Here is a 24,702-nt window from a genome sequence, read left to right on the forward strand (position 1 = left end):
GGCTCATCGGGGCAGCTCCCGGCCGGCCACGTAGACCGCCTGCACGCCCAGCCGTGCGTCCAGCAGCACCAGATCGGCGTGGGCGCCGGGGGCGAGGCGGCCGCGCTCGGTCTCGCCCAGGTAGTCGGCGGGGAAGCGCGACACGCGGTCGCTGGCCTCGGCCAGGCTCAGGCCCAGGCCGACCAGGTGGCGCAGCGCGCGGTCCATGGTCAGCGCGCTGCCGGCCAGCGTGCCGTCGGCCAGGCGCACGCCGCCGGCGCAGTGGTGCACGGTCTGGCGGCCCAGGCGGAACTCGCCCTCGGGCATGCCGGCGGCGGCGGTGGCGTCGGTCACCGCGAACACGCGCGGGATGGCGCGCAGCGCGGCCAGCAGCGCGCCGGGGTGCACATGCAGGCCGTCGGGGATCAGCTCGGCATGCTGGGCGTGGGCCAGCGCCGCGCCCACCAGGCCGGGGGCCCGGTGGTGCAGGCCGGACATGGCGTTGAAGAGGTGGGTGAAGCCGCTGGCACCGGCGGCCAGCGCGGCCACGCCCTGCTCGTAGCTGGCCTCGCTGTGGCCGATCTGCACGCGCAGGCCGCGCGCCACCAGCTGCGGGATCAGCGCCAGGTGGCCGTCCTCCTCGGGCGCCAGCGTGACCACGCGCAGCGTGGCGCGGGCGCAGAAGTCGTCCAGCTCAGCCAGCGTGGCGGCGTGGGTGTCGGGTGGCTGAGCGCCCAGGCGCTGCGGGCTGAGCCAGGGGCCTTCCAGATGCACGCCCAGCACGCGGGCACCGTCACCCGGACCGCTGGCCATGGCGGCGGCGATGCCGTCCAGGGCGCGCTGCACATCGGCCGTGGGCGCGGTCATCGTGGTGGCCAGCAGTGCGGTGGTGCCGTGGCGCGCATGCAGCCGGGCCAGGGTGCGCACGGCGGCGGCGCCTTCCATGGTGTCGGCGCCGCCGCCGCCGTGCACGTGCAGGTCGATGAAGCCGGGCAGGGCGATCGGCAGCGCGGGGTCGGGCTGGGCGATGGGCGCGCCGTCGATGGCCTGGATGCGCTCGTCGAAGCGCAGCGGGCCGAGGCGCCAGCCCTCGGGCGTCAGCACATTGGCGTGCAGGGTGTGCAAGGTCATGCGTCAGTGTGCGCCAGGTGCTGGCGCAGCAGGATCAGGGCGCCGTCGGCCGCGTCGCCGCGGGGCGGCTGCAGGCGGCGGCGGAAGGATTCGGGCAGCCAGGGCATCAGTGGCGCGGCCAGGCCACCGCACAGCGACAACGGCAGCTCGCCCTGGGGCACCAGGGCATCGGCCAGGCGCACCACCTCCCGCGCGGCCTGTTCCACCCAGGCGCGCGCCAGCGCGTGGCTGGGCGCGTGATCCAGCACCAGCGGAGCCAGGCTGGCGAAGTGGCCCTGGCTGGCCTGGCCCAGCCAGGTGCGCAGGGTGTCGGGGTCGGCGCCGCAGCGCTGGGCCACGGCGTGGGACAGCGCGTCGGCGCTGGCGCGGCCGTCCAGTACCTGCTGCAGATGCGCGGCGGCGCGCAGGCCCAGCCAGGCGCCGCTGCCTTCATCGCCCGCCGGGAAGCCCCAGCCGCCCACGTCGCGCCGGGCGCCGTGGGCATCCTGGCGCAGGCCCACGCTGCCGGTGCCCATGGCCACCACCGCGCCGGGCGCGCCGCCGTGGGCGCCCAGCAGTGTGGTCAGCGCGTCACTCGCCAGGCACAGCGCGGCGCAGCCGGGGTCGGCAGCCACGAAGGCCGCCGCCCAGGGCGGGTTGTTGGCACCGGCCAGGCCCAGGCCCAGCGCGATCTCGGACCAGGGCGGCATCGGCTGGCCTTGCTGGGCGAAGGCGTCGGCCAAGGCGTCGCGCACGGCTTGCCACGCGCTGGGGATGCCGTGCATCAGCGCCGATGCACCGGCGCGGCCGTGGCCGATCGGGGTGCCGGCGACGTCGGTCACCCGAACGCGCGTGCCGGTGCCGCCGCCATCCACGCCGGCCAGGTAGCGGGGCATCGTCATAGCCGCACCACGATGCCGCGCCGCCACAGCCACCAGCCCGGCAGCCAGCAGGCGGCGGTGTAGGCCAGCGCGTAGAGCAGCGAGCCGGGCTTGTCGCCGGCCCAGGACTGGAAGCCGTGCTGGTAGAGCCACTCCATCAGCGACGTGCCCTGCACCGGCGTCAGCCACAGCACCGCATTGCCCACCTCGCTGAGCAGGTAGATGGCCAGCGGGTTCAGGCCGAAGACCTGCCACACCCACAGGCCGCGACGCCAGCCGCGGCGGTCGATCAGCGCGGTGAGTGCCGCCAGGATCAACAGGTCCAGGCCGATGGTCAGCGCCACGTAGCTGGGGGTCCAGAGCTTCTTGTTGATCGGCAGCAGCGGGTCCCAGGCCAGGGCCAGGCCCACGCTGGCGGCCCCCAGCACCACCAGCCGCGCCAGGGGCTGCGCCGGCGCGGCGCGCAGCCAGCGGGTGGCGCCGTAGCCGGCCAGCACATGCACGGTGGCGGCGGCGGTGCCCAGCAGGCCTTCAGGGTCGTAGGGCAGGCCTTCGCCCTGGTAGATGTGGCCGGCGCCGAAGACCCACAGGTCCAGCCGGCGCGCGGCGTTGCCCTCCAGCGTGAGGTCGCCGCCGGTCAGCAGCACCACCCAGGTGCCCAGCAGCACCAACCCGCTGAAGACGATGGCGCCGCGCCGCCCGCCCCACAGCAGCACGGCGGCGGCCAGCGCCTGGCACAGGGCAATGCGCTGCAGCACGCCGGGAATGCGCGCGGTGGCCAGCGGCCGCAGCGACCAGCTGCCATCGGCCCCCTGCTGGACGAACGGAAAGTAGTAGAGCAACAGTCCGCAGCCGAACAGCAGGGCCGAGCGGCGCAGCACGCGCGCGAAGGCCGCGCCGCGGCCGGCCTGCGCGCTGCGCTCCAGCGAGAAGGCCATGGCCGCGCCCACGATGAACAGGAAGCTGGGGAAGACCAGGTCGGTCAGCGTGAAGCCGTGCCAGCGCGCATGCAGCAGCTGGCCGTAGGACAGCTGCTCGCTGAGCGACATGTTGACCACGATCATCAGCGCCACCGTCAGGCCGCGCATCACGTCCAGCGCCAATGAACGCGAGGGGGCGGTGGACGGGTGGGCGGTGGACATCGGTGCCCAAGTTAGCATCCCCGGCGCGCCGAGGCCAGAGGCCCGGCCACCGGGGCCCCCCGGTGCAAGTGCCTGATTCACCGCGTGCGGCGCGCGGCGCCCTTACGCATCATTACCCCGCCGGGCCAGGGCCGCGCGTGCGCGCGGCGCGATGCCTCACCGAAGATTACAAAAACTTGCCCGGCCGCGGCCCGCGGATCAGGCCGGCAGTCGGATCCGCGCCACGAATCCGCCCTCGGGGTGGTTGGCCAGCAGCAACTCGCCGCCCTGCGCCTGCACCAGGCTGCGCGCGATGCCCAGGCCCAGGCCCATGCCGCCCGCGTTGTGCTCGCGCCCATGCGACAGGCGCAGGTGCGGGTCGAACAGGCGCGGCAGGGCCTCGTCGGGCACACCGGGGCCGTGGTCGCGCACGGCGATCTCGGTGTGCGGGCCGTCTCGGCGCACGCTGATCTCGGCCCGCGCGCCGTAGAACAGCGCGTTGTCCAGCAGGTTGCCCAGCGCACGCTTGAGCGCCAGCGGCTTGGCGCGCACCGTCAGGCCCGCCGGCGTGAAGGCCACCGCCTGGCCCGACAGCTGCGCACCGCGCACCAGGCGGGCGATCAGCGCATCCAGGCGCACGTCCACCACGTCCTCGTGGATGTCGCTGTCACTGACGTTCTGCAGCGCGCCCTTGACCATCATGTCGAGCTCGTCGAGGTCTTCCTCGAACTCGGTGCGCAGCGTGTCGTCGTCCAGCAGTTCCGAGCGCAGCTTGAGCCGGGTGATCGGCGTGCGCAGGTCGTGCGAGATGGCGACGAACAGGCGCTCGCGGTCCTCCAGGTAGTTGTGGATGCGCTGCTGCATCGCGCGGAAGGCGCGCGCGGTGTTGATGAACTCGCGGCTGCCGGTCTCGGGCAGTGCCGGCATGGGCTCGCCCTGGCCGATGGCGGTGGCGGCGTCGGACAGCCGGGCCAGCGGGCGGATGATGCCGCGCAGCACGAACAGCATCAGCAGTAGCAGCGCCACCGCCAGCGAGATGCCGGGCAGCAGCAGGCGCTCGGCGCTGAAGGCGTCGCTGCCGTCCAGGAAGTAGGGGTTGGGCATCAGTGTGGCCAGCAGCAGCCAGTGGCCGGGCTCCAGCTCGGTCTGCACCAGCAGCACCGGCGCCGGCTGCGGCAGCAGCAGCTGCTGGGCCCACAGCTCAGGCAGCTCCACCAGGCGCGCCCCGGCGGGGCTGACCTGCACCTCGCCCGGCCAGGAAAAGGCCAGTTGCAGGCCCGGCAGGCTGGCCAGGTCGGCGTGCAGGGTGCGCGCCAGCGAGGCCAGCGCCTGCTCGGCCAGCGCGGCCGGGGCGATCGGCTGCACCGGCACCGGGGCGTCGTTCAACCACAGCAGGAAGCGCGCGCCGCCCATGTCGCGCTGCTGCTGCACCACCAGCGGCCGGTAGCTGGCCGGCACGCTGCGCAGCGAGCGGATGGTGTGCGCCGCGCCGTGGCCCAGCACCTGGGCGGCGGCCTCGGCCTCGGCGCGGCGGTCGGCGCGCAACTGGGCGTTCCACAGCGCGCCCAGCGCCAGCTGCACCACCAGCACGCCGCCGACCAGCAGCAGCGACAGCCGACCCATCATCGAGGTCGGCCAGCCGCCGCGTGCGTCAGACGGCACCGGAGACGACCTCGGCGGCAAAGACATAGCCGGCGCCGCGCACCGTCTTGATCAGGTGCGGCTGCTTGCCGTCGTCGCCCAGGCGCAGGCGCAGGCGGCTGATCTGCACGTCGAGCGAGCGGTCCAGCGGGCCGGATTCGCGGCCGCGCGTCTGCTCGCACAGCTGGTCGCGGTCGAGGATCACGCCGGGGTGCTCGACGAAGCAGCGCAGCAGCTGGAAGTCCAGGCCGGTCAGAACCACCGGCTGGCCCTGGGCATCGACCACGGTGCGCTCGACCAGATCCAGCGTGAAGCCGGCGAAGCGGTGAAAGCGCAGCGCGGGCGACTGCTCGGCGCCGCTGCGGCGCAGGATGGCCTTGATGCGCGCCAGCAGCTCGCGCGGGCTGTAGGGCTTGGCCATGTAGTCGTCGGCGCCGATCTCCAGGCCGACCACGCGGTCGGTTTCGTCGGCGCTGGCGGTGAGCATGATGATGGCCACCTTGGGCGCGCGGGCGCGCACCTCGCGGCACAGCGCGAAGCCGTCGGTGTCGGGCAGCATCACGTCCAGGATGACCAGCGCCAGCTCGTCGGCATGGCGCAGGAATTCGGCCATGAAGCTGGCGCCGTCGTGGGCCACCAGCACCTCGAACTGGTTCTTCTCGAGGTAGGTCTTGAGCAGCTGGCGGGTCTTCTGGTCGTCGTCGACGACAAGGATCTGGCGTCCCATGGGTCTTCAGTCGTCCGTGGCGCGTTGGGGCAGGGTGCGCAGCACCGCGGCCAGGCGCTGCTGCAGGGAGGCGGGCGTGGCCTGGTCGTCCAGGAAGAAGCGGCGCAGTTCGTCGATCAGCGCCTCCTTGCTGGCCTCGTCGGTGGCCATGCGGTGGACCATGCTGGGCGCGCGCTGCGCGCTGCCCTGGGCGAAGCTCAGCCAGGAGTCGCGCGCGCAGGTATCCAGCCGGGCCGGGTCGGTGTCGCGGCGCACCGGCACCGAGCCCTTGACCGCGTTGTAGTCGGCCTGCACCGCCGGCGTCACCAGCAGACGCGCCAGGCGCTCCTGCGCCGGGCTGCGGGCGTAGTCGTTGGTGAACATGCCGAGTGAATCGATGCTGTAGAGGTGCAGGCGCTGGGTGCCGGGCCAGGTGCTGCAGACCACGTCCTGGTCCAGCCGGGCGCCCAGCGCCAGCAGCTCGCCCTTGGCCCAGTCGCCCATCATCAGCATGGCCGCGTCGCCGCGCTGCAGGCGGCGGACCTCGTCGGTCCAGGGGCGGTCAGCGGCGGCGCCGCCGATCCAGCCGCGCAGCTGGCGCAGGCGGCGCAGCGCCGTGGCCAGGCGCGGGTCGGCCGCGGCGGCGGGGTCGTGGCGCACGAACAGCGCGCGGTGCAGGGCCACGCCGCCTTCGGCCAGGATCATCGCCTCGGCCAGGCCGGCCACCTGCCAGGGCTCGCTGCTCTGCGCCAACGGCACCACGCCGGCGGCCTGCAGCGCGGCGGCGGTGCGTTCCAGCTCGGCCCAGGTGGTGGGGGCTTTCAGGCCCAGGCGGTCGAAGGTGGGCTTGTGCAGGTACAAGGCGTTGGCGCGGTGGATGCCCAGCGGCACCGCCACCGTGTGGCCGCGGTGGCGCAGCAGCGCGGCCACCGGGGGCAGCAGCTGCTGCGGCCAGGTGCCGGCGACATTGTCGAGTTCGAGCAGCACGCCCACCTCGGCCCAGTCGGCGATCGAGCGGCCGATGAGCTGGGTGGCGTCGGGCGCGTCGCCGGCCAGCACGCGGCTGCGCAGCACCTTGCCGGCGCCCTGGCCGGCCCCGCCGGGTACGGCGGCATCGCGCCAGGCGATGTCCTCGGCCGCGGCATGCGCGGCCAGCACCTCCACCGCGCGGCGCTCGCTGGCCGAGGTCCACCAGTGCAGCACCTGCAGCGGCGTGGCAGCGGCGGCGGCCAGCGGCAGGGTCAGCAGGAGGGTGGACAGGACGAGGCGCACGGCGGCATTGTCTGCCCAGACCGGCGCGTCAGCGGGTCAGGGCGCGCTGCACGGCCTCGCGCGCGGCGGCGCTCATCACGCGGTAGCCGGCGGCGGTGGGGTGCACGCCGTCCTCGGCCAGGGCCTTGGCGATGCCGCCGTCGGCATCGGCCAGCGGCGTGTGCAGCTCCAGCAGCACCAGGTCCTGCTGCTGGGCGTAGCGGCGCAGCAGGTGGTTCAGCTCGATGATGCGCGTGCGCGGGTCGATCTCGGGCGCCCACCAGTACCGGCTGGCCGGCGGCACGGTGCCGATCACCACGCGGATGCCGTGTGCGCGCGCCAGCTCGGCCATCGAGGCGATGTTCCCGGCGATGGCCTCCACGGTGGTGGGGCCGGTGTTGCCGGCGATGTCGTTGGTGCCGGCGATGATCACCAGCACCCGCGGCGCCAGCGCGATCACGTCCTGGCGCAGGCGCAGCAGCATCTGCGGCGTGGTCTGGCCGCTGATGCCGCGGTTGATCCAGCCGCCGGGGCCGAAGGGATCGGGCGCGTCGTGGCTCCAGTGCTCGGTGATCGAGTCGCCCAGCACGACCACGCGGGCCTCGTCGGCGCGCGGCGCGCCCAGCGCGGCGTTGGCCTCGCGGAAGCGGCCCAGCTGGGCCCAGTCGTCGGGCGGGGTGGCGGCGGTGCTCATCAGCGGCAGGACCAGCAGCAGGGACAGGAGCAGGCGGTGACGCATCATGGCAGGGCGATGGTGCGGCTGCGCTGGCCGCCCGGGCCGAAGGCGGCGGCGCGCACGCCGGTGGTGGCGGGAATGCCGTCGGGGCCGGCCAGCGGGCTGTCGGGGCCGGGTTCGCTGCCGTCGGTGGTGTAGCGCACCTGCAGGCCGGGCCAGGCGGTGGCGCTGCGGGTGCGTGCGCCGTCCACCTGCAGGCCCGGGGGCGGTACATGGTAGGCCAGGCCCGGCTGCTCGCTCAGCAGCCGCGGCAGCACCTGGGTGCCCACCTGGCGGGTGAAACGGTCCCAGTCCTGCGCATGGCCGGCGGCGGCGTCCGCCGGCACGCGGCTGCGCGCCCAGGCGGGGTCGGCCGACCAGGCGCGCTCGGCCAGTGCCAGCAGGCGCGGCAGCAGCAGGCGCTGCATGGTGGCGGGCTCGCGCACCACCTCGGAGAACAGCGTGCCCTCCAGGCCCAGCACATGGCGACGGCCGCTGGCGGTGAGTGCCGCGCGGCCGGGCAGCGGGGTGGGGTCGGTGGGGCGGGCGCGCAGGTCGTCCAGCGGGACATAGGACCAGGTCTGCTGCAGGTCGGTCAGCGCGGCCCAGTTGACGCCCACCTCGTTGGGCTCGGCGTCATGCGCCATGTCGAAGTACAGGCGCGTGGCGGGCGCCAGCACCACGTCGTGGCCGGCATTGGCCAGGCGGTAGGCCAGGTCGTCGGAGTCGTCCAGGTTGTTCCAGACGAACAGCCGCATGCCGCGGCCGCGGAACACCGGGTTGGGCTCGAGCCGGCTGCCTGGGCCGTTGCTGTTCACGTGCGGGCGGCGCACCGCGCCCAGCTCCTCCCAGCCATCGACGCGCGCGCCGTGGCGCCGGGCGATGGCGTCGACACGCTGGTAGAAGTGGTTCCACAGGCCGTCGCGGTCACCCAGGCCCAGCCGGCGGATGGTCTCGAGGCTGGCCGGCGAGGCGCTCCAGGCGCGGCCAGGCAGCTCGTCGGCGCCCAGGTGGATGCGGCGCAGCGGCACGCCGGCCTCGCGGTGCATCGCGGCGATCTCGCCCAGCACCTTGTCGATGAAGGCGTAGGTGCCGGGCAGGCCGGGGTCGATCACATGGTCGGTGTGCAGCTGGGCCGAGCGGTAGACCGAGGGGTCGTCCGGGTCGCGCAGGCGGTACTGGGCGGCATCGGGCCGGCCTTGCGCGGCCAGTGCGCGCTCGCGCGCGGCCATGGCCCAGACGGCGGCGCGGGCGTGGCCGGGCATCTCGATCTCGGGCAGCACGGTGATCTGCAGCGCCGCGGCCTCGCGCAGCAGCGCGATGTAGTCGGCCCGGCTGAGATGCCCGCTGCCGTGCGGGTCGGCCACGTCGGCGCCCGAGCCATGGGCCGGCGGCAGGTGGCGCCAGGGATCGGCGCTGTGGCCGCGGCGGGCGCCGAAGTCGGTCAGCTCGGGCAGGCCGGGGATCTCCAGGCGCCAGCCCTCGTCGTCGCTCAGGTGCAGGTGCAGCGTGTTGAGCTTCAGGCGGGCCATCAGCGCCAGCGTGTGGCTCAGCGTGTCGGGCGACTGGAAGTTGCGCGCGATGTCGACCAGCAGGCCGCGCACCGCGAAGCGCGGCGCATCGGTGATGTCCAGCGCCGGCCAGGCGGCGCCCGGGGCGGGCCACAGGTCGCGCAGCGAGGACAGGCCGCGCGCCACGCCGGCCGGGCTGCGCCCGGTCAGCGTGATGCCGCGCTGCGGGTGGATCTGCAGCCGGTAGGCCTCGGGCGAAGCGTTGCCGGGCACTGCGCCCACGCGCAGGCGCAGCGGTGGCTGCGAGGCATCGACCGGGCCGGGCCAGCGCGCGCCCAGCCAGCGGTTCAGTTGATCAGCCTGGGCGCGCAGCGCGGGCGCGGCCTGCAGCGCGGGGCGGGCGCGCCAGCGCAGTTCGCCCGCGCCGGCCTGCCAATGCAGCGGCGGCGGAAACACCGGCGGCAGCGCCGTCGCATCGGCCGGGGCCGGCCGCTGGTAGCGCGCATACAGCTCGGCCGCCGTGGGTGGCTGGGGGTCGCCCGGGCCGGGCACGAGTGCGCGGGCGGTGGTGGCCAGGGGCCAGGCGCGGTCGGGCTCGGCGTCCAGCACCAGGTAGGCGCCGCGCGGGCCCTTGTCGACGCGGTGCATGGGCTCGGCCGCCAGCAAGCGCAGCGTCAGCGTCTGGCCGGCGGCCACCGGTTGGGGCTGGATGGGCCGCACCCGGTAGTGCGTGCCCTTGACCGGCTCCACCAGCAGGCCGCCCTCGGTGGGACCGGTGCGCAGGCCCGAGACCGTGCTGAGGTACAGCGACCAGCCGGTGGCCGGCAGCGCCAGGTCGGCGGGCAGGCTCAGCTGCAGCTCCAGCAGGCCCAGCGGGTCCGGGTGGCCGGCCACCGGGCCGTTGCGCAGCACCGACCACTGCAGCGTGGCGGGGGTGGCCAGCGCCGCGGGGCCCAGCAGGACCAGGGCCATCGCGGCCCACGCCTGGCGGCATGCGCGCGGCGTCATGCGGCCCCCGTGGCGCGGGCGCGGCCGCTGGAGACCAGGTTGCCGGGCTGCAAGCGTGTCAGCGCCTGGCCGCGCTCGTCGAAGACGTGGAAGGCGGCCGGGTCAGCGGAGAAATGCAGCGGCGCGTCGGCATCGACCGGGCGGTCGCCCTCGCCACGGATCACCAGCTCGCTGCCATCGGCCAGGGCCAGGTAGATGTGGTTGGATTCGCCCAGGTGCTCGACCGCCTGCACGCGGCCGCTGAAGCGCTCGCTGGCGCTGTGGCCGGCGCGGGCGTGTTCGGCGCGCAGGCCCAGCGTCACCGCGCTGCCGACGGCCACGCCCCGGCCATCGACTGCCGCCCGTACCTGGGCGCCATCGCCCAGGCTCAGCACCACACCGTCGGCGGCGGCCGCCAGCACGCGGGCGGGCAGCAGGTTCATCTTCGGCGAGCCGATGAAGCCGGCGACGAACAGGTTGGCCGGCTGCTGGTAGAGCTGCAGCGGCGTGCCGGCCTGCTGGATGTGGCCCTCGTGCATCACCACGATGCGGTCGCCCAGGGTCATCGCCTCGACCTGGTCGTGGGTGACGTAGACGATGGTGGCGTCGAGCTGACGGTGCAGCTTGGCGATCTCCAGCCGGGTCTGCACGCGCAGCGCGGCGTCCAGGTTGGACAGCGGCTCGTCGAACAGGAAAAGCTGCGGCTCGCGCACGATGGCGCGGCCGATGGCCACGCGCTGGCGCTGGCCGCCGGACAGTTCCCGCGGCAGCCGCTCCAGCAGGTGCTCGATCTTCAGAATGGCGGCGGCGCGGCGGATGCGCGCATCGATCTCGGCCTTGTCCTGGCCGGCGATCTTCAGGCCGAAGGCCATGTTCTTCCACACCGTCATGTGCGGGTAGAGCGCATAGCTCTGGAAGACCATGGCGATGCCGCGCTGCGCGGGAGGCAGGTCATTGACGACGCGGTCGCCGATCTCTAGCGTGCCCTCGGTGATCGGCTCCAGCCCGCACAGCAGGCGCAGCAGCGTGGACTTGCCGCAGCCCGAGGGGCCCAGCAGCACGACGAACTCGCCGTGGGCGATGTCCAGGTCGATGCCGGCCAGCACATCGGTGCGGCCGTCGTAGGATTTGCGCAGACGGGAGAGGCGGACGCGGGCCATGAGGGAGGGCTTTACTTGACGGCGCCTGAGGTCAGGCCGCGGATGAGCTGGCGCGAGAACAGCGCGTACAGCACGAGGATGGGCAGCACCGCCAGCGTCAGCGACGCCAGCACCGCATTCCAGTCGGTGACATATTGGCCGATGAACTGCTGCACGCCCAGCGTGACGGTGCGGGTGGGCTCGGACGGCGCCAGGATCAGCGGGAACCACAGGTCGTTCCAGGCCGGGATCATCGTGAACACCGCCACCGTGGCCACGGCGGGGCGGATCAGCGGCAGCACCACCTGGAAGAAGATGCGCAGTTCGCCCACGCCGTCGCAGCGCGCCGCGTCCTTCAGCTCGCCCGGCACCTGCTGGATGAACTCGGACAGGATCAGCACGGCCAGCGGCAGGCCCTGGGCGGTGTAGACCAGCACCAGCACCGTCAGTGTGTTGACCAGGTCCAGCTGCACCGCCAGCTCGAGGATGGACACCGTGCCCAGGCGGATCGGGATCATGATGCCGAAGGCCATGAACAGCCCCAGCAGGCGCCGGCCACGGAAGTCGTACTCGGTCAGGGCCCAGGCGGCCATGGCACCGAACAGCAGGATCAGCACCAGCGAGCCCAGCGTCACCACCAGGCTGTTGCCGAAGTACTGGGCGAAGTGGGTGGCGGCCAGCACCTTGTTGAAGCCGACCCACGAGAGGCTGGCGGCGTCGGGCAGCGACAGCGGATCGTCGAAGATCGCGGCGCGCGACTTCACCGCATTGATCAGCACCAGCGCGATCGGGAACAGCGCCACCAGCGTATAGGCCAGCAGCAGCGCGTGCACGCCGGCGCGGCCCAGGCCGGGGCCCACACCCAGCGGCTGCGGCCGGTTCAGCAGCGGTGGCTTGCGCGAGGCCGGGCTAGAGGGCATGGCGCACCAGCCGGCGCTGCACCAGCGCGAAGTACAGGCCCACGCCGCCCAGGATCACCAGGAACATCAGCGTGGCCACCGCCGCGCCCATTTGCGGGCTGCCGATCTGCGCCTGGTAGCCGAAGAAGGTGCGGTAGAACAGTGTGCCCAGCAGGTCGGTGGAGAAGTTCGGTCCGGCCAGCGCGCCCTTGACCGAGTAGATCAGGTCGAAGGCGTTGAAGTTGCCCACGAAGGTGAGGATGGTGACCAGGCCCAGCGTGGGGTAGACCAGCGGCAGCCGGATCGCCCAGAAGATGCGCCAGGCGCTGGCGCCTTCGACATGGGCCGCTTCGATGATGTCCTCGGGCACGGCGATCAGCGCCGCGTAGATCAGCATCATCGGCATGCCCACGTACTGCCACACCGAGATCAGCGCGATCGTGGTCAGCGCGGTCTCTTCCTGGCCCAGCCAGGGCTGGAACTGCTCGGCCAGGCCCACCCAGCCCAGCATCCGCTCGCCCAGGCCCCACAGCGGCGACAGCATCAGCTGCCAGACGAAGCCGATGATCACCACCGACAGCAGCGTGGGCAGGAAGATCAGCGTGCGGTAGGTGGCGGCACCGCGCAGGCCGCGCAGGCTCAGCAGCGCGGCCAGGCCCAGCGCGATCGGGTTCTGCACCAGCATGTGGATCACGAAGAAGCGCAGGTTGTTGCCCATCGCGTTCCAGAACGCGGCCGACCAGTCGGGGTCGGTCAGCAGCGTGTGGAAGTTGGCCAGGCCGGCGAAGCGGGCCGCGCCGCTGTCGTCGGCGACGAACAGGCCCAGCCGCAGCGTGTCGAGCAGCGGCAGCGCGCTGAAGACGGCGTAGACCGCCACCGCCGGCAGCAAGAACACGGCCAGCACCCAGCGCTGGACCGGCGGCGACGGGCGCAGACGACTCATGCGCGGCCAGGCAGCGTCACTGCGCCGGCTTGTGCCACTTGGCCAGCCCCGACTGAAGGCGCGCGGCGGCGTCCTTGGGCGCGAGCTTGCCGTTCAGCACTTGCGCGCCGACGTTCCAGAGTTCGTTCTCCATCGGCGGCGTGCCGCGGTTGAGCACCTGGCTGTTCAGGCGGATGGTGGAGCCGCACTGGGTGCGCCAGTCCATCATCTGCTTGGCCACCGGGTCGCGCACCGCGATCAGGTGGTTGGACAGCGAGAAGAAGCCGGTGACCTTGTTGGTGTACAGATCGGCAAACTCCTGCGAGCCCAGCCAGGTGATGAACTTCTGCGCGTCTTCCTTGTTCTTCGACTTGCGGTTGATGCCCATGCCGATGTCGGTGTGGTCGGAGATGAAGCACTTGTCGCCCGCCTTGCGCACCGGTGGCGGGAAGGCACCGAACTCCACGCCCTGCTGGTTGAAGTAGGCGATGTCCCAGGAGCCCGCCGGGTAGACCGCGGCGCGGCCCAGCGCGAACAGGTTCTGGCTGTCGCCATAGGTCTGCGCGCTGGCGCCCTTGGGCAGGTAGGCGCCCAGGCGCGACATCAGCTCGAACACGCCTTCAAACGCCGGGTCGGTGAACTTGGCCTGGCCGGCGATCAGCGCCTTGCGGCCGGCCTCACCCTGCCAGTAGTTCGGGCCCAGGTTGGTGAAGACGATCTGGTTGGCCTCCCACTGGTCGGCCGTGCCCAGCGCCAGCGGGGCGATGCCGCCGGCCTTCTTGACGGTCTCCAGCAGCGTGAACAGCTCGGCCTCGGTCCTGGGCGGCTGCAGCGAGAGCTTGCGGAAGATGGCCTTGTTGTAGAAGAAGCCGTGGATCACCGAGGCCATCGGCATGCAGTAGCTGTCCTTGCCGTCATCGGTCTGCCAGGCCACCTTGGCGCTGGCGGGGAAGTTCTCCATGCCGGGGCGGCCGTCGAGCTTCTCGAGGTGGCCCTTCTTGTACAGCGCCAGCGACACGTCAAACGGTCGGCAGGCGATCAGGTCGCCCGCGGTGCCGCCGGTCAGGCGGGCCGACAGGCTGGAGTCGTACTCGGTGGGCGCGGTGGGGGCGAACTTCACCTCGACGCCCGGGTGCTTGCGCTGGAAGGCGGGGATCAGCGTGCTTTCCCACAGCGCCTTGTCGTCGACGCGCCAGCTCTCGATCGTCAGCGTGCCGGCCTGGGCCGGGGCGAGCAGGGTGGCCGCCAGCAGGGTGGCCAGGAGGGGCGTGCGCATCAACAGGGTCTCCATCGGTCGGACGCGTGGCAACCGCGTCTTCGGTGGCGCAGGCTAGCATCGCCCGGCCGCACCGGCATGGGCAGCCACCCGGGGCTGCGGCGGGGCCGGTGGGCCGGCGCTTACGCTTCTTAACGCAGGCCCGGGTCTGACCCGGGACTGGCTGGGCGGCGGGTCTCGGCCCGTGCTTCAGCGCTTACAAAAAATAGCCAACGGCGCGGCGCTTGCGCGTTGCGCCCGCCCGACAGGGCGCTGAGCCGTCGATCGGCGCCGGCCTGCTTCGTCGTGCACCATGGACCCCGGAGGCAGACCGTGATGGACGAAGGCGCAGCGGCCGTGCAGGCCTGGATCGAGGACTGGCCCGATGCGGCCGTGCGCCAGCGCCTGCGCGACATCCGCGCGCTGCTGCAGCGCTGCGTGCCCGATGGCCAGGAGCGTCTGAGCTACCGCATGCCGACGATGTTTCGCGGCGGCGTGGTGCTTCACTACGCCGCCTTCAGGCAACACATCGGCTTGTACCCGCCGGTGCGGGACGCGGCGCTGCGCGCGCGGCTGGCGCCCTGGGCGGGCCCGAAGGGCAACCTGCAGTTCCGCCATGACCAGCCGCTGCCGATGGACCTGATCGAGGCGGTGGTGCAGGCGCGGCTGGCTGAGCTGCGCGGGTAGCATGGCTTGATGACCGCTGCGCTCGCCACCATCGCCGTGCTGCACTGGGCCGTGCTGCTGGTGCCCGGCTTCAACTTCGTGCTGCTGGGCCAGCTGGCCGCCAGCGGCCAGCGCGACCGTGCCTTTGCCGCGGTGGCCGGCATGACGGCGGGCACGCTGAGCTGGGCGCTGCTGGCGGTGCTGGGCGTGGGCGTGGTGTTCGCCGCGCACCCGCTGCTGCGCGACGCGGTGCAGGTGGCGGGTGGGCTGTACCTGCTTCAGCTGGCCTGGCGGCTGTGGGCCTCGGCCGGCTCGCCCACCGCGCAGGCCCAGGCCGAGGGGCTGTCGCGCTGGGCCGCGGCCCGCGTGGGCTTCACCACCGCGATGCTGAACCCGAAGATCGCGCTGTTCTACGCCAGCGTGTTCGCCACCGCGATGCCTCCGCAGCCGGCACTGGCGCTGCAGGCGGCTGCCGTGGCGCTGGTGTTCGGCAACTCGCTGCTGTGGCACGGCGGCCTGGCGCTGGCCTTGTCCCAGCCGGCGGTGCAGCAGGCCTGGCTGCGCCACGCCGGGGTGTTCAACCGGGTATCGGCGGCGGTGGTGGGCGGCTTTGGCCTGCGGCTGCTGTGGAGCAGCTGGCAGGCGTGGCGTGGGTGAGCTTGTCCCGCCGCCTGCAGGAACCTGACGACGGGTCCAGAATCCGGCGATGGACAATGTGGATCTGCAGGTGCTGCGCCAGGTCGTGACCTGGCGCGAGGCTGGACATGCGGTGGTGATGGGCACGATCACCCGCACCTGGGGCTCGGCGCCGCGGCCGGTGGGCTCGGTGGTGGCGGTGCGCGATGACGGCCAGATCGCCGGTTCGGTGTCGGGCGGCTGCATCGAGGACGACCTGATCGCCCGCATGCGCGAGAAGGCCCTGGTGGCCGACGCGCCACAGGTGGTGCGCTACGGCGTGTCGGGCGACGAGGCCGCGCGCTTCGGCCTGCCCTGTGGCGGCACGCTGGAGCTGGTGCTGGAGCCGCTGGCGTCGCACAGCCTGGTCGAGGACCTGCTGCAGCGCCTGGCCGATGGCCAGCGGGTGCGGCGCACGCTGGATCTGCGCAGCGGGGCGGTGAAGCTGGCCTCGGCCGAGGGTGCCGACACCGTGTTGCTGGACGAGACCACGCTGGTCTCCACGCACGGCCCGCACTGGCGGCTGATGGTGATCGGCGCCGGCCAGATGACGGTCTACCTGGCGCAGATGGCGCAGGCGCTGGACTACCAGGTCACGGTCTGCGACCCGCGCGAGGAGTACCTGCCCGAATTGCCCGGCGTGCAGCGCACCCGCGAGATGCCCGACGACGCGGTGATCGCGATGAAGCCAGACGCCCACACCGCGGTGATCGCGCTGACCCACGACCCCAAGCTGGACGATCTGGCGCTGATGGAGGCGCTCAGGAGCCCCTGCTTCTACGTCGGCGCGATTGGCTCGCGCGTCAACCAGGCCAAGCGCAAGCAGCGCCTGGCCGAGCACTTCGGCATGACCGAGGCCGAGCTGGCGCGGCTGCACGGCCCGGTGGGCATCAAGAACGGCGCGCGCACGCCGCCCGAGATCGCGGTGTCCATCCTGGCCGAGCTGACGGCCATCCGCTACGGCTGGGAGATCCCCGAGCCCCGCTTCGTGGGCGGCGCGGCGACCAGCGTCACGGCCGGCTGCGTGGTGTAGCCCCCACACCTGGGGCAAGCCCTGATCCCCGGGGCGCCGTGGCGCGCGCCGGGCAGTGTCACGTCCTGGCGCATTGATCGGGGTTTTCGCGAACTTTGCGGGCGCGCGCCGTCCGGGTCTGATGCGGATCAGATCGCGGCCGTTTCGGCTGCTGCTCAATCGCGCCCCATGATTCGACACCACTGTTCCCTGCTCCGCCCTGTCGCGCTGGCCGTGCTGGCCGCCTGTTTCCCGTCCGTCCAGGCCCAGGACGCCGCCGCCACCCAGGTGGTGGTCAGCGGCAGCGCCGCGCCGCGCGCCGCCGACCTGGTGCCCTTCGCGATCGGCGTGGTCGACCGCGACACGATCAGCGCCGCCGGCCCGGGCATCAACCTCAGCGAGGCCATCGGCCGCGTGCCCGGCATCGTCGTCAACAACCGCAGCAACTACGCCCAGGACCTGCAGATCAGCGCCCGCGGCTTTGGCGCGCGGGCCGGCTTCGGCGTGCGTGGCATCCGCCTGTACACCGACGGCATCCCGGCCAGCGGCCCCGACGGCCAGGGTCAGGTCTCGCAATTCGACCTGGTCAATGCGCAGCGCATCGAGGTGCTGCGCGGGCCGTTCTCGGCGCTCTACGGCAACAGCTCGGGCGGCGTGATCTCGCTGTTCAGCGCACCGGTCAAGGGCCCCGAGGCCGACTTCAGCGTCGATGGCGGCAGCGACGGTCTGCGTCAGGTGCGGGCCTCGGTGGGGGCCCTGACCAGCGCGGGCATCGGCGTGCGCGCCTCGCTGACACAGATGACGCTGGACGGCTTCCGGCCGCAGAGCGCCGCCAACCGCACGCTGGGCACGCTGCGCGGCGCCTGGGAAGAGGGCAACGACCGCGTCGTGCTGCAACTCAACCACCTGCGCCAGAACGCGCAGGACGCGCTGGGCCTGAACCGCGCCGACTTCAACGCCGATCCCTACCAGACCACGCAGGTGGCGATCGACTTCAACACCCGCAAGGAACTGGCCCAGACCCAGGTGGGCGGCAGCTGGACGCACCGCTTCGACGCCGGCGCGCTGCGCGAGGCGAGCCTGGCGGGCTACAGCGGCCAGCGCAGCGTCACGCAGTGGCAGGCCATCCCGGTGGCGGCGCAGGGCAGCCCGCGCCATGGCGGCGGCGTGGTCGATTTCGACCGCGGCTTCCATGGCGCCGAGGCCCGGCTGCGCTGGGGCTGGGACGCGCTGGACCTGGTGGTCGGTGCGGCGCTGGACAGCCAGCGCGATGACCGCCGCGGCTATGAGAACTTCATCGGCAGCACGCTGGGCGTGACCGGCCGGCTGCGGCGTGACGAGGTGGACCGCGCCGACACGCGCGACGTCTTCGCCCAGGCCGACTGGCAGCTGAACCCCACGCTGGCGCTGAGCGCCGGCCTGCGCCACGGCAAGGTCAGCCTGTCGGCCGACGACGCCTACCTGGCCAATGGCGACGATTCCGGCGAGGTCCGCTACACCTACACCAACCCGGTGCTGGGCCTGCGCTGGCAGGTGGCGCCGGGCTGGCAGCTGCATGCCAGCGTGGCCCGGGGTGTGGAGGCGCCCACGCTGGGCGAGCTGGCCTACCGGCCCGATGGCCAGGGCGGCTTCAACACCGCGCTGAAGGCCCAGACCAGCCGCCAGGCCGAGCTGGGTGCGCGCTGGCGCGCCCAGGCCTGGCAGCTCGATGCAACGCTGTTCCACACCCAGGTCGACGACGAACTGAGCACCGCCACCAACAGCGGCGGCCGCTCCAGCTTCCAGAACGTGGGCCGCACCCGCCGCCAGGGCGCCGAGCTGTCCGCCGCCTGGCGCCCGGCCAGCGGCTGGCGCGCGGCCACCGCGCTGACCTGGCTGGACGCCACCTACCTGGACGCCTTCAAGACCTGCGCGGGCACGCCCTGTACCGCGCCCACCGCCGATGTGGCGGCCGGCAACCGCGTGGCCGGTGCGCCGCGCAGCACCGGCTTTGCCGAGCTGGCCTGGCGTGATGCGCGCTGGGGCGAGTTCGGCCTGGAAGCGCGCGGCGCCGGCAGGGTGGCGGTGAACGACCGCAACACCGACTTTGCCGGCGGCTACGGCGTGCTGGCGCTGCGCTGGCGCAAGGCCTACACGCTGCCCGACGGCACCCGCGCCGAGTTGCTGGCGCGCGTCGACAACCTGGCCGACCGCGCCTATGCCGGCAGCGTGATCGTCAACGACGGCAACGGCCGCTTCTTCGAGCCGGGCGCGCCGCGCAGCGTGCTGCTGGGCCTGCGCCTGGGACTGGGGCGCTGACCATGCCGGTGCGTCGCGACTGCCTGCGCTGGCTCGGGGCGGCAGCCGCGCTGGCCGGCGGCCTGGGCGCGCGCGCCGATGAGTTCGAGGGCGACCCCTACCGCTCGCACGTCTGGATCGACATGCGCCGCGAGTACCTGGGCGGCGGCCGGGTGGTCTATGACGAGCGGGTGCAGGTGCAGGCCCCGGCCTTCGCCGAAGACCCGATGAACGTGCCGGTGAGCGTGCGTGTCGATCCGGCGCTGGGCCCGATCGAGCAGATCCTGGTGCTGGTCGACCGCAACCCGATCAAGCGGGTGGTGGCCTTCCAGCCGATGCTGGCGCTGCCCAGCCTCTCGCTGCGCTTCAAGCTGGAGCAGGCCTCGCCGATCCGCGCCGCCGCGCGCACCGCCGATGGCGTGTGGCACGTCGGCGGCACCGAGATCGACTCGGCCGGCGGCGGTTGCACGGTCAGCGGTGACAGCCGCAAGGACGGCAGCTGGTCGCGCACTCTGGGTGAGCTCAGCGGCCGCGTCTTTGCGCTGCAGAGCGAAGGCCCCTCCAGCCCGGCGGCGCGCTTGCGCCTGCGTGTGATGCACCCGATGGACACCGGCCTGGTGGGCGGCGTGCCGGCCTTCTTCGTCAACCGCCTGTCGGTGCAGGACGGGCAGGGGCGCGAGCTGGCCCGGCTGCAGGCCTTCGAGCCGGTCAGCGAGAACCCGGTGTTCAGCCTGGATTTCCGCAGCCCGCCGGAGGGCGGCGTGCGCATCGTCGGGGCTGACAACAACGGCAACCGCATCGACGGGCGACTGCCGTGAGGTGGCCGCAGATCAGCACGCCCCTGGGGGCGTTGGGGCTGGCCCTGGTGCTGGTGCTGCTGGCCGCGTTGCCTTCGTGGGTGCAGGCCGCGCCGGATCCGGTCACCCAGGACTACCGCCTGCAGGCGCGTGCGCTGGCCCCTGGCGTATGGGTGGTCGAAGGCGCGAACGACGACTTCAGCGTGGCCAATGGCTGCAACATCATCAACACCGGCTTCATCGCCACCGGTGCAGGCGTGGTGGTCATCAACACCGGCCCGAGCCGGCGGTATGGCGAGCAGTTGCGCGCCCTGATCGCCCGCACCACGCCCGAGCCGGTGGTGCAGGTGCTGCAGCTGAACCTGCACCCCGACTACTTCCTGGGCGACCAGGCCTTTGCCGACGTGCCACGGCGCGCCACCGCCTCCACGCGGGCGGGCGTGGCGCGCGAAGCGGCCGCCTACGAAACCAACCTCTACCGCCTGTGCGGCGACTGGATGAAGGGCACCGAAACCCTGGCGCCCGACACCGACCTGGTGGTGCCGCCCGAGGGCCTGCGCTGGCGCATCGGCTCGCGCGAGCTGGAATTGCGCGAGTGGCGCGGCCACACCGACTCTGACCTGGTGCTGTTCGACCGCGCCAGTGGCGTGGCCTTCGTCGGCGGCCTGGTCTTTGCCGACCGCATTCCCACCACGCCGCATGCCCGCATCCCCGACTGGCTGGCCAGCCTGGATGCGCTGCAGGCCCAGGGCCTGCGCACCGTGGTGCCCAGCCATGGACCGGTGCACGAGGGCACGCGCGGCCTGGCGCAGACGCGGCGCTACCTGCAGTGGCTGGATGGCCACTTCCGCCGCGCCGCGCAGCAGGGCTGGGAGATGAACGAGCTTCTGCGCGCGCCCGTGCCCGAAGAGTTCCGCGCCTGGGCTGCGTTCCGCACCGAGTACGTGCGCAACGTGGCCCACCTGTATCCGCGCTACGAGCGCGAGGCGCTGGCCGCCGCGGCCCGGCGCTGATCAGGCCTACTCGGCAGCGTGGCGGGCCTCGTGCGCTTCCTTGCGGGTGCGGAAATGCCACCAGGGCAGGGCCCGGGTCAGCGACAGCACCTCGCCCGGCGTGTTCAGCGCATAGCCGGGCAGCGCCGAGACGGCCTGGTGCATCGGTGCGCCGGCCAGGGCCTCGCACAGCTGCTGCACCGCCGGGTGCTGCAGCGCATCCTTCAGGCAGACCAGGAAGTAGTCTTCCTCGACCAGCGGCACCAGGTCCAGGCCGAACTGCTCGGCCGCCGCGGCAATGCCCACGCCGGCATCGCCCAGGCCGCTGGCGATGGCCGCGGCCACGGCCAGGTGGCTGTCCTCCACCACCTCGTGGTAGCGCGGCACGAAGCTGCTGGACAGGCCTTGCTGGGCCAGCAGGTGATCGGTCAGCAGCCGGGTGCCCGAGCCTTCCTGGCGGTTGATGAAGCGCACCGAGCCGCTGGCCAGGTCCGCCAGGCCGCGCAGGCGCAGCGGGTTGCCGCGCGCCACCATCAGGCCCTGGGTGCGCCGGGTGCAGCCGATCAACTTGTGCACGCCGGGCTTGAGCAGCGGCTTGAGCGCCTCGGCGAACAGGTTGCGCGCGTCCTCCAGCGGCGGGACGTGGAAGCCCGCCACGGTGCAGCGGCCCTCGGACAGCGCGCGCAGCGCGTCCATGCTGCCGGCAAAGCGCAGGTCGATGTGCAGGCGGTGGTGCTCGGCGGCGCACTCGCGCAGTGCCGGCAGCGCCAGGTCATGGCTGGCGTAGATGGTGAGCACCTGGTGGCTGCCGTCCAGCGCCTCGGCCAGCACGCGCTCCAGCTCGGAGCGCAGCGCCTCGATGTGCGGCGTCATGCGGGTGCGAGCGCGCGCCTCGGCCCACAGCAGCCGCTCGGCAAAGGGCGTCAGCCGCGCCGGCTGGCCCTTGGCCCACAGCACCAGCGGCTCGCCGATCACCAGCTCCCACTGCTTGAGCGCGCCCCAGACGTGGCGGTAGGAGGCGCCGGTGGCGGTGGCCGCGTGCTGGATCGAGCCGTGCTGGCGCAGCGCCGAGAGCAGGTCGAACAGCGGGTTCTGGATGTCCGCGCCGCGCTGGCCGTCCGACTGGAAGCTGTACTGGAGATGGACGCCGCGGGATTTCATGAGGAGGTTCCAAGGTGAACGATAACCGATGCCCCGGCGCGGCGCCTTGCCGCCCCCTTCACGCCCACCGACAATCCTGCCATGTCCCTGCCCACCCCTGAACGCCTGCAGGCCTGGCTGTCGGCCCTGGAGAGCGGCCTGCTGGAGCGCAGCCTGGCCGTGCGCGCCGCGCTGCTGGCGGCCCTGGCTGGCGAGCATGTGCTGCTGCTGGGGCCGCCCGGCACCGCCAAGAGCGAGCTGGCGCGCCGCCTGCACCGGGCCTTTGGCGGCGCCCGCTACTTCGAGCGCCTGCTGACGCGCTTCTCCACGCCCGAAGAGCTGTTCGGCCCGCTGTCGCTGAAGGCGCTGGAGGATGACCGCTACGAGCGCCTGGTCGATGGCTTCCTGCCCACCGCGGGCGTGGCCTTCCTGGACGAGGTGTTCAAGGCCAACTCGGCCATCCTCAACGCGCTGCTGACCCTGCTCAACGAGCGCGAGTTCGACAACGGCAGCGGCCGCCAGCGCACGCCGCTGCTCAGCGTCGTCGCGGCCAGCAACGAAGGCCCGGCCGACGAGGCGCTGCGCGCCTTCCATGACCGCTTCCTGCTGCGCGTGCCGGTGACGCCGGTGGGGGACGATCACTTTGCTGCATTGCTGCGCCTGGACGGCGCCGAGCCGCTCTGGCCGGTGCCGATCAGCCCCGACGAGCGGGCCGCGGTGAGCGCCGCCGCCACCCAGGTGTCGCTGGGCGACGAGGCGGTGCAGGCGCTGGCCGCGCTGCGCGCCTGGCTGGCGGCGCAGGGCCGCTCGCTGAGCGACCGCCGCTGGCGCCAGTGGGTGGGCCTGCTGCGGGTGGCCGCGGCCACCGAGGGCCGCAGCCAGATCGACGGCCTGGACCTGTGGACCGCGCCGCTGGTGGCTGCCGACGAGCCGGCGCAGGCCGCCGCACTGGCGCAGTGGTTCCAGGCCGAGTGGCTGCAGGCGGTGCCGCAGGAGGCGCCCTGGCTGACCCGGGCGGTCGAGGCTTTCGAGCGTCAGCTGGACCTGGAGATGAGCGCGCGCCAGGACGCCGAGGCCGATGACGCCGCGGGCAAGCTGGCGCTGGCGCGCCAGATCGGGATGGGGCAGGGCGATGACGGGGACGGCATGCTGCGCATGGTGTCGCAGCAGCTCGAGGCCCAGCTGCGCCGGCGCTACAGCCCGGTGCACGTGGCGGCACGCGTGGCCCAGGCCGACGAATTGCTGGCCCAGTTGCAGGCTCAGCGCGCTGCGGCCGCCGCCACCTCTGACGCGCTGGCCGAGCGCCTGCGCGGCCGCCTGTGGTGGCCACCGGCGCTGGCGCAGCAGGTGGTGGACGCCCACCGCCACACCGAGGCCGTGCTGGCCGCGCTGGTGGCCCGGCTGACGCCGGTGCGCGATGGTTTCGCTGCGCTGCCGCTGGATAACACCCTGAACGAGCCGGCGCCGCCGCCGGTGCAATTGGAGCCGGCGTGAATGCGGGCCACAGTGGCGACGTCAGTGGCCACGGCCCCCTCGACCGGCCCTATGACGCGCTGGCGCCCTTGCCGCGCGGCGTGTGGCTGGGCAGCCTGGTCAATGCCACCGGCGAGCGCGCGGCGCGGCTGCGCGACGCCCAGCGCTGGCTGCAGTCGCTGACTGCTGGCGAACTGCCCCCGGCCGATGCGGATTTCGGCGATGCTGCGGCGGCGGCCGCGCTGCGCCAGGCGGTGGGCGAGCTGAAGCTGCCGGCCATGGGCCGCGGCGTGCCCTCGCTGGCCGAGCAGGTGCTGCGCGCGGTGCTGTGGCACCTGGACCGCATCGCCGACCACCAGCCGCGGCTGACGCGGGACGAGGCCATCGTCGAGGTGGCCGCCGAGTTCGCCGCGGCCTGGCAGTTCGAGACCCAGGGCCTGGAAGAGTCGCTGGCGCTGCTGCAGGGCCTGGGCGACCTGGCGCAGCTGCGCTGGGACGAGCTGCGCGGCCAGCTCAGCGGCCGGCCCTGGCAGGCCGCACGCCGGGCCGCCGAGTGGCTGCAGCAGCTGCCCGAGCTGGCCGCGTTGATCCGTCGCCTGGGACGCGTCGAGCGCAGCGCGCAGCCGCTGCCCCAGGCCGCCCCGCCCGAGCCCGGCGACCTGGCGCCAGTGCCGCTGCGTCCGGTCGAGACCCGCCTGCCCGATGCGCCAGGTGAGCTCACCGGCATCCATTTCACCGGCCGTCCCGAGCGCATGCTGGCCAGCGAGGCGGTGATGCTGCGCCACCCGGTGCTGCGCCGCCTCTGGCGCGCCCGCCATGCCGAATCGCGCCTGCTGGGCTGGGACAGCGAGGCGGTGCTGATGGACTGGCACCCCGACCCCGCCGGCCGCCCCCAGGCCAGCACGCCGCCACGGCGCGACGAGGCGCTGGAGCGCGGGCCGATCGTGCTGTGCCTGGACACCTCGGGCTCGATGCGCGGCGCCCCCGAGAACGTCGCCAAGGCGGTGGTCATCGCCGCGCTGCGCGCTGCGCACGAGGCCGGGCGCGGCTGCTGCCTGATCGCCTTTGGCGGTCCGGGCGAGCTGGTCGAGCGCGAACTGGGCACCGGCCGGCAGGGCCTGCAGGCAGTGCTGGACCTGATGGGGCAGGGCTTTGACGGTGGCACCGATGTGCAGACGCCGATCGAGCGCGCGATCGAGCGGGTCCATGAAGCACGCTGGCGCAGCGCCGATGTGCTGGTGGTCAGCGACGGTGAGTTCGGCTGCGTGCCGGCCACGCTGGCGCGGCTGGACGAGGCCCGCGCGCGGCTGGGTCTGCGCGTGCAGGGCGTGCTGGTCGGCGACCGCGAGACGCTGGGCCTGCTGGAAGTCTGCGATGACATCCACTGGGTGCGCGACTGGCGCCGCTATGCCGACGCGGCCGAGGGCGGCGACGGCCGCGGCTACTCGCCGGTGCACAGCAAGAGCCTGACGGCGCTGTACTTCCCGAACGCGCTGTCCTCGCGCGCCGCCCGCCACGCCGGACGCTGAACGTCAACCCCCCACGTTCAGGGG

At 73.2% G+C, this 24,702-nt stretch carries 21 protein-coding genes; 8 read left to right on the forward strand and 13 right to left on the reverse strand.

All coding sequences use genetic code 11. The annotated features are described in order from the left end of the window. Positions 1–3 precede the first annotated feature (3 nt). From nagA to KAK07_RS09750, 12 genes are all read right to left on the reverse strand, one after another. Complete coding sequence (gene nagA, locus KAK07_RS09695; protein WP_210856974.1) at positions 4–1,110, reverse strand: N-acetylglucosamine-6-phosphate deacetylase; 1,107 nt, start codon at positions 1,108–1,110, stop codon at positions 4–6. Then, positions 1,107–1,991 (reverse strand): glucosamine kinase nucleotide-binding domain-containing protein, encoded by an 885-nt coding sequence (locus KAK07_RS09700; protein WP_310738711.1) that lies wholly within the window; start codon positions 1,989–1,991, stop codon positions 1,107–1,109. Before KAK07_RS09700 ends, nagA begins: the two co-directional genes overlap by 4 nt. Beyond that, positions 1,988–3,112 carry an acyltransferase family protein gene (locus KAK07_RS09705; protein WP_210856975.1) on the reverse strand — a complete coding sequence of 375 codons (1,125 nt, stop codon included), beginning with the start codon at positions 3,110–3,112 and terminating at the stop codon, positions 1,988–1,990. Before KAK07_RS09705 ends, KAK07_RS09700 begins: the two co-directional genes overlap by 4 nt. A 198-nt stretch (positions 3,113–3,310) precedes the next feature. Continuing rightward, on the reverse strand, positions 3,311–4,753 hold the full coding sequence (locus tag KAK07_RS09710) for an ATP-binding protein (protein ID WP_310738712.1): 1,443 nt from the start codon (positions 4,751–4,753) through the stop codon (positions 3,311–3,313). Further along, positions 4,743–5,459 (reverse strand): response regulator, encoded by a 717-nt coding sequence (locus tag KAK07_RS09715; protein WP_210856977.1) that lies wholly within the window; start codon positions 5,457–5,459, stop codon positions 4,743–4,745. Before KAK07_RS09715 ends, KAK07_RS09710 begins: the two co-directional genes overlap by 11 nt. Positions 5,460–5,465: 6 nt before the next feature. Continuing rightward, entirely contained in the window at positions 5,466–6,710 is a 1,245-nt protein-coding gene (locus tag KAK07_RS09720; protein ID WP_310738713.1) for an ABC transporter substrate-binding protein, read from the reverse strand. 28 nt (positions 6,711–6,738) lie between these two features. Then, a complete protein-coding gene (locus KAK07_RS09725) occupies positions 6,739–7,431 on the reverse strand; it encodes a GDSL-type esterase/lipase family protein (RefSeq protein ID WP_210856978.1) in 693 nt (230 codons plus the stop codon). Further along, positions 7,428–9,887, reverse strand: a complete 2,460-nt coding sequence (locus tag KAK07_RS09730) for a family 20 glycosylhydrolase (protein WP_210856979.1) — start codon at positions 9,885–9,887, stop codon at positions 7,428–7,430. The genes KAK07_RS09725 and KAK07_RS09730 overlap by 4 nt, the downstream gene beginning before the upstream one ends. A 32-nt stretch (positions 9,888–9,919) precedes the next feature. After that, positions 9,920–11,062, reverse strand: coding sequence for an ABC transporter ATP-binding protein (locus KAK07_RS09735; protein WP_210856980.1), 1,143 nt, complete (start codon positions 11,060–11,062; stop codon positions 9,920–9,922). An 11-nt stretch (positions 11,063–11,073) separates the two neighbouring features. Continuing rightward, a complete protein-coding gene (locus tag KAK07_RS09740; RefSeq protein WP_210860508.1) occupies positions 11,074–11,961 on the reverse strand; it encodes a carbohydrate ABC transporter permease in 888 nt (295 codons plus the stop codon). Beyond that, positions 11,951–12,883 (reverse strand): carbohydrate ABC transporter permease, encoded by a 933-nt coding sequence (locus tag KAK07_RS09745; RefSeq protein ID WP_210860510.1) that lies wholly within the window; start codon positions 12,881–12,883, stop codon positions 11,951–11,953. The genes KAK07_RS09740 and KAK07_RS09745 overlap by 11 nt, the downstream gene beginning before the upstream one ends. 16 nt (positions 12,884–12,899) lie before the next feature. Next, positions 12,900–14,138, reverse strand: a complete 1,239-nt coding sequence (locus KAK07_RS09750; protein WP_247664315.1) for an ABC transporter substrate-binding protein — start codon at positions 14,136–14,138, stop codon at positions 12,900–12,902. Positions 14,139–14,453: 315 nt separating this feature from the next. On the opposite strand from KAK07_RS09750, the gene KAK07_RS09755 reads away from it, so the two are divergent. The 6 genes from KAK07_RS09755 (at position 14,454) to KAK07_RS09780 (ending at position 20,557) form a co-directional block, all read left to right on the forward strand. Then, positions 14,454–14,804: an iron chaperone gene (locus tag KAK07_RS09755; RefSeq protein ID WP_210860513.1), complete on the forward strand. Its 351-nt coding sequence runs from the start codon at positions 14,454–14,456 to the stop codon at positions 14,802–14,804. A gap of 9 nt (positions 14,805–14,813) precedes the next feature. Continuing rightward, complete coding sequence (locus tag KAK07_RS09760) at positions 14,814–15,440, forward strand: LysE family translocator (RefSeq protein ID WP_210860517.1); 627 nt, start codon at positions 14,814–14,816, stop codon at positions 15,438–15,440. 49 nt (positions 15,441–15,489) lie between these two features. Beyond that, complete coding sequence (locus KAK07_RS09765; protein ID WP_210860518.1) at positions 15,490–16,491, forward strand: XdhC family protein; 1,002 nt, start codon at positions 15,490–15,492, stop codon at positions 16,489–16,491. A 168-nt stretch (positions 16,492–16,659) separates the two neighbouring features. Continuing rightward, positions 16,660–18,768: a TonB-dependent receptor family protein gene (locus tag KAK07_RS09770; RefSeq protein ID WP_210860519.1), complete on the forward strand. Its 2,109-nt coding sequence runs from the start codon at positions 16,660–16,662 to the stop codon at positions 18,766–18,768. 2 nt (positions 18,769–18,770) lie between these two features. Next, positions 18,771–19,565: a quinoprotein dehydrogenase-associated SoxYZ-like carrier gene (locus tag KAK07_RS09775; protein ID WP_210860522.1), complete on the forward strand. Its 795-nt coding sequence runs from the start codon at positions 18,771–18,773 to the stop codon at positions 19,563–19,565. After that, positions 19,562–20,557 (forward strand): quinoprotein relay system zinc metallohydrolase 1, encoded by a 996-nt coding sequence (locus KAK07_RS09780; RefSeq protein ID WP_310740717.1) that lies wholly within the window; start codon positions 19,562–19,564, stop codon positions 20,555–20,557. Before KAK07_RS09775 ends, KAK07_RS09780 begins: the two co-directional genes overlap by 4 nt. 6 nt (positions 20,558–20,563) lie before the next feature. Here the strand turns inward: KAK07_RS09780 and KAK07_RS09785 are convergent, their stop codons facing one another. Beyond that, positions 20,564–21,697 (reverse strand): substrate-binding domain-containing protein, encoded by a 1,134-nt coding sequence (locus tag KAK07_RS09785; protein WP_210856989.1) that lies wholly within the window; start codon positions 21,695–21,697, stop codon positions 20,564–20,566. Between the two features lie 81 nt (positions 21,698–21,778). Between KAK07_RS09785 and KAK07_RS09790 the strand changes: the two genes are divergently transcribed. Continuing rightward, positions 21,779–23,170, forward strand: coding sequence for an AAA family ATPase (locus tag KAK07_RS09790; RefSeq protein ID WP_210860524.1), 1,392 nt, complete (start codon positions 21,779–21,781; stop codon positions 23,168–23,170). Further along, complete coding sequence (locus KAK07_RS09795) at positions 23,167–24,678, forward strand: VWA domain-containing protein (protein ID WP_210860525.1); 1,512 nt, start codon at positions 23,167–23,169, stop codon at positions 24,676–24,678. The genes KAK07_RS09790 and KAK07_RS09795 overlap by 4 nt, the downstream gene beginning before the upstream one ends. Positions 24,679–24,702: the final 24 nt, after the last annotated feature.

It is taken from the genome of Ideonella alba (genome assembly GCF_018069875.1).
Classification (GTDB): domain Bacteria; phylum Pseudomonadota; class Gammaproteobacteria; order Burkholderiales; family Burkholderiaceae_C; genus Ideonella; species Ideonella alba.